Genomic DNA, 5,094 nt, shown 5'->3' with positions numbered 1-5,094 from the left:
CCGTGTGAGTGGCCTCCAAGATTGCTCGCGTCCACTCTGTGGTTCCCAACAGACGGAAACACACATAACACAACACAGATTTCACCCCACCACATGTGGGGTGCCGTAACCACACACCCAACCCACCCTGGTGGGGCAACGTGGGTGTGGCACGAGTTTCGGCGGCCATAGCGCGAGGGAAACGCCCGGACACATTCCGAACCCGGAAGCTAAGACTCGCAGCGCCGATGGTACTGCAGGGGAGACCCTGTGGGAGAGTAGGACACCGCCGGACATTCATTGAGGAATGGCCACCCGAAGACGGGTGGCCATTTCTCGTTAACGGGCCGCTGCAACGTCGGCCGCAGTACGGTTGAGTCCGATGAGGACTCCACACACGACAGGACAATCGTGAGCGATTCGACGCACGACTCGGGTGAGCACGACCGCCCCAAACGAAACGATCGGGGTGCGGACCGGGCGCAAGGAAGCTCCCGCGGATCCTCACCGAGCCGTTCCGGCCAGGGGACCGGGCGCGACGCCTCCCGGGGTGGTGGGGAGAAGCGTCCGTACTCCGGTGGCGGGGAGAAGCGTCCGTACTCCGGTGGCGGGGAGAAGCGTCCGTACTCCGGTGGCGGGGAGAAGCGTCCGTACTCCGGTGGCGGGGAGAAGCGTCCGTACTCCGGTGGCGGGGAGAAGCGTCCGTACTCCGGTGGCGGGGAGAAGCGTCCGTACTCCGGTGGCGGCGAGAAGCGTCCCTACTCCGGTGGCGGCGAGAAGCGTCCGTACTCCGGTGGCGGGAATCGCTCCGATGATCGACGTGGGCCTCGGCCTGATGCCCGCGGACCGAAGTACGAGGAGCCGCGCGAGAACTTCGGCGCCGCGAATCTCGCGGTCCGTCCGCGTCATGACGATCCCGAGATCCCCGACCGCATCGAGGCGCGCGATCTCGATCGCGGCGCCCGCGCCGAGCTGAAGACGCTCAGCAAGGAGAACGCCGACTGGGTCGCGCGGCACCTCGTCGCGGCATCCGAGTACCTCGATGAGGACCCTGAACTCGCGCACCAGCATGCGATGTCCGCCGCTCGACGAGCCGGGCGCATCGCCGTGGTCCGTGAGACCCTGGCGATCACGGCGTACGCGACAGGCGACTTCCAGCTCGCGCTCCGGGAACTGCGCACGTTCCGCCGCATCTCCGGCAGCAACGACCAGCTGCCCCTGATGGTCGACAGCGAACGCGGGGTCGGCCGGCCCGACCGGGCGCTCGAGGTCGGCCGCGCAGTCGATCGCAACGAACTGCCTGCCGCAGTGCAAGTCGGTCTCGCGATCGCGATGTCGGGCGCCCGCCTGGACCTGGAACAGCCCGAACTCGCGCTGGCCGAGCTCGAGATCCCGCAGCTCGATCCCGACCGCGCGTTCTCCTACAGCCCTGCGCTGTTCGCGGCGTACGCCGAGGTGCTCGAGGAACTCGGGCGCGATGCCGAGGCCGCGTCCTGGCGCGCCCGTGCGAGCCGGGCGGATGAGGCGCTCAACGGTCCGGCCGCCGAATCCGAGCTCGTCGAGATCTTCGAGGTCGAACTGGAGGGTGGGGCGGAGCACGACGAGACGGGGACGCGCAGCACGCCGGCGATGGCCGACGTGGTGGCGACTGATCCGGCTGCGCCCGAGTCGGCGAACCCTGCGCCCGTCGCGGTCGACGAGCTCCCCGGCGACCCCGGCGACGTGCTCGAGGACGACGTCGCGGCGGTGCTCGCCGAGGGCGAGGCACTCGGGCTGGGCGAGGACGACGCCGATACGAACGAGGACGCGCCCGATGGGCCTCTTTCGCGCGAGGACTGAGCCGACCACGCCGCTCGACGGGATCGATGCGGTGTTCGCCGACCTGGACGGCGTGGTCTACGCGGGTGCCGGCGCGATCCCGCACGCGGTGGAGAGCCTCAACCGCACCAAGGCGGAACGCGCCGTCGGCTACATCACGAACAACGCCTCCCGCAGCGATGCATCCGTCGCCGGCCACCTGGCCGACCTGGGTCTCGAGGTCGTCCCGCACGACGTCGTCACGTCGCCGCAGGCCGCCATGCGCCTGCTCGAGGAGCGCGTCGATCCCGGCGCGCTCGTCTTCGTGGTCGGCGGCGAGGGCATCGTCACGGAACTGGAGAAGCGCGGATTCCGCGTGACGCGCTCCGCCGAGGACGCACCCGACGCGGTGGTGCAGGGCTTCGCCCCCGAGGTCGGATGGCGTGAGCTGGCCGAGGCATCGTTCGCGCTGAATGCCCACGGCGGTCCGGATGCCGCCACGGCAGGAATCCCGTGGATCGCGACGAACATGGATTGGACGATCCCCGTCGCCCGCGGCATCGCACCCGGCAACGGGACCCTCGTCTCCGCGGTGCATACCGCCGTCGGACGGTTCCCGGTCGTCGCGGGCAAGCCCGAGACGCCGATCTTCGATGAGGCGAAGCGTCGTTTCGGTGCCGACCGCCCGCTCGTCGTGGGCGACCGTCTCGACACCGACATCCTCGGGGCGAATCGGGCCGGCATGGCGAGTGCCGTGGTGCTGACCGGGATCGACCGCGCGAAGCAGGTCCTGGCTGCGGATGCCGCGAGCCGCCCCGACTTCATCCTGCGCGACCTGCGCGGACTCCACGAGCCGTACCCCGTCGTCGAGGCGGTGCGTGGTGGTGGCGTGCGCGTGAACGATGCGCGCGTGCGCATCGACGGTCGCACGGTGGTGATCGTCTCCGCCGGCGACGGCGGGCTGGATCTGCTCCGCGCCGCCTGTGCGGCGATCTGGCAGTCGGGCACCGCGATCCATGCCCTGGATGTGCCTCCGAGCCTCTACGCGTGATTCGTGCAGCCGCGGGGTCAGTCCCTCGGGGTAGCGTTGATGCGATGAGTACCGACGACCTCCATGAGCCAGACGACGTCGATCGCGTCGACGCGGCTGCTGCCGCATCCGTGACCGGTGCCGTCAGGGGCTCGGGCGAGGCGTCAGACGACGCGGCTTCCGCCATCCACGACATCGAGTCGCTGCCGCTGGCCGAGCGGGCGCCCCGCTACCAGGAGCTCGCGGATCGCCTTCGTTCCGAGCTCGAGCGGTCCGACCCGTCGCGCGACCCGAATTGACGATGCCCGAACAGCGACTGGATGCGGCGCTGGCGGCGCGCGGACTCGCGAGGTCGCGCACGCAGGCGGCGACCCTGATCGCCGCGGGGGTCGTGACCGTCGACGGACGGCCCGCTCTCAAGCCGTCGCTGAAGGTGCCGGAGTCCGCAGCGCTGGCGGTCGCGTCATCCGACCACTACGTCAGCCGGGCCGCGCACAAGCTCATCGCCGGCCTCGACGGGTTCGGCGTCGACCCGGCTGGGCGCGTGGCGCTCGATGCCGGTGCCTCGACCGGCGGATTCACGCAGGTGCTCCTCGAACGGGGTGCGCGCGTGGTGCTCGCGGTCGACGTGGGTCACGGTCAGCTCGCGCCTGAGTTGCACGGTGCACCCGGTCTGGTGCTGGTCGAGGGCTGCAACGTCCGCGATCTCGATCGAATGGCGCTCGCGCGGGCGACCGGCGTCGACGAGCCCCCGTCGCTCGTGTCCGCCGACCTCTCGTTCATCTCGCTCACCACGGTGCTGCCGGCGCTCCGCGCGTCCGCGGCCGACGACGCCGACTTCGTGCTGCTCGTGAAGCCCCAGTTCGAGGTCGGTCGTGGGGGAGTCCGCGAGGGTGTGGTCCGCGACGCTGCGCTCCGGGCCGAGGCGTTGGCGAACGTGCTCTGGGCGGCGTTCGACCTCGGCCTGGGAACCGCGGGCGTCCTGTCCTCCCCAATCGTCGGGAGCCACGGGAACCACGAGTATCTCGTCCACCTCAGCGCGATGCGTGGAGTGAATCCGACAGAATGGATGCGTCGGGTGGACGAAGTGACAGGAGGCGCGATCGCGTGAACGACGCACGGCACTTCCTCGTGGTCTCCCACACCGGCCGTCAGTCCGCACTCGAAGCGACCGGCGAGGTGTGCACGCAGTTGCTCGCTGCCGGCGCGGTGCCCGTCATCGCCGCTGAGCACTGGGACGACGTGCACGCGTTCGTTCCCGAGCTCAACGGCGCGGTCAGGCGATTCGAGGAGACCGACCCCGCTCGCATCGAACTCGTGATCGTGCTCGGCGGCGACGGGACGATCCTTCGGGCCGCCGAGCTCATGCGCGACCACCCCGTCGCCCTGCTCGGCGTGAACCTCGGGCACGTCGGTTTCCTCGCCGAGAGCGAGCGCGACGACCTCGGGTACACGATCGCCCGGGCCCTCGCGCGCGACTACACCGTCGAGGAGCGCATGACGCTGTCGGTGCGCGCCAAGCTCGGCGATGAGGTCGTGTACGAGAGTTGGGCCCTCAACGAGGCCACCGTCGAGAAGGCCGAACGTGAGCGGATGCTCGAGGTGGTGGTCGAAGTCGACCGCCGGCCGCTGTCATCCTTCGGGTGCGACGGCATCGTGATGGCGACGCCGACCGGTTCCACGGCCTACTCGTTCTCCGCCGGCGGACCCGTCGTGTGGCCGAGCCTCGAAGCCCTGCTCATGGTTCCGCTCAGCGCGCACGCCCTCTTCGCGCGCCCGCTCGTGGTGGGTGCCGACTCCTCGCTCGCGGTCGAGATCCTCCAGCGCACCCAGGCCTCGGCCGTCATCTGGTGCGACGGCCGTCGCACGTTCGACCTGCCGCCGGGCGCGAGGGTCATCGTGCGCAAGTCCCCGACGCCGGTCCGCCTGGCGCGTCTCCACGAGGCACCGTTCACCGACCGGCTCGTGAACAAGTTCCAGTTGCCCGTCACCGGTTGGCGCGGCCCGGTCGGGCGTGATTGAGGTCGTCGATGATTGAGGAGCTCGGAATCCGCGACCTCGGCGTCATCGCCGAGGCGACGCTTCCGTTGGGGCGCGGATTCACCGCCGTCACGGGTGAGACCGGCGCCGGCAAGACCATGGTCGTCACCGCGCTCGGGCTGTTGCTCGGCGCGCGTGCCGACGCCGGCGCCGTGCGGAGCGGTGCCAAGCAGGCATGGGTCGAGGGCCGGTGGTTGGTGCCCGACGACGGCGCGATCGCCGAGCGCGTGGCCGAGACCGGGGGCGAC

Annotated in this window: 6 protein-coding genes and 1 rRNA gene; all 7 read left to right on the top strand. The window is 70.3% G+C overall.

Going from position 1 to position 5,094, the window contains the following annotated elements; genetic code table 11:
• The first annotated feature begins 157 nt into the window (after nt 1-157).
• Nucleotides 158-274 (top strand): 5S ribosomal RNA (gene rrf, locus GH736_RS17005).
• Between the two features lie 116 nt (nt 275-390).
• Nucleotides 391-1,818 carry a hypothetical protein gene (locus tag GH736_RS25540; protein WP_159605450.1) on the top strand — a complete coding sequence of 476 codons (1,428 nt, stop codon included), beginning with the start codon at nt 391-393 and terminating at the stop codon, nt 1,816-1,818.
• Nucleotides 1,793-2,827, top strand: coding sequence for an HAD-IIA family hydrolase (locus tag GH736_RS16995; protein WP_159605448.1), 1,035 nt, complete (start codon nt 1,793-1,795; stop codon nt 2,825-2,827). The genes GH736_RS25540 and GH736_RS16995 overlap by 26 nt, the downstream gene beginning before the upstream one ends.
• Nucleotides 2,828-2,871: 44 nt before the next feature.
• Complete coding sequence (locus GH736_RS16990; RefSeq protein WP_159605446.1) at nt 2,872-3,105, top strand: hypothetical protein; 234 nt, start codon at nt 2,872-2,874, stop codon at nt 3,103-3,105.
• 2 nt (nt 3,106-3,107) lie between these two features.
• On the top strand, nt 3,108-3,917 hold the full coding sequence (locus GH736_RS16985) for a TlyA family RNA methyltransferase (protein WP_159605444.1): 810 nt from the start codon (nt 3,108-3,110) through the stop codon (nt 3,915-3,917).
• Nucleotides 3,914-4,828 (top strand): NAD kinase, encoded by a 915-nt coding sequence (locus GH736_RS16980; RefSeq protein ID WP_235934375.1) that lies wholly within the window; start codon nt 3,914-3,916, stop codon nt 4,826-4,828. The genes GH736_RS16985 and GH736_RS16980 overlap by 4 nt, the downstream gene beginning before the upstream one ends.
• Before the next feature lie 8 nt (nt 4,829-4,836).
• Nucleotides 4,837-5,094 (top strand): AAA family ATPase (locus GH736_RS16975; protein WP_159605440.1); only part of this gene is annotated, 258 nt, incomplete at its 3' end.

The sequence above is a fragment of the Agromyces humi genome (assembly GCF_009720255.1).
GTDB classification, from domain to species: Bacteria; Actinomycetota; Actinomycetes; order Actinomycetales; family Microbacteriaceae; genus Agromyces; species Agromyces humi.
This window is presented reverse-complemented; position numbering and strand designations above follow the sequence as displayed.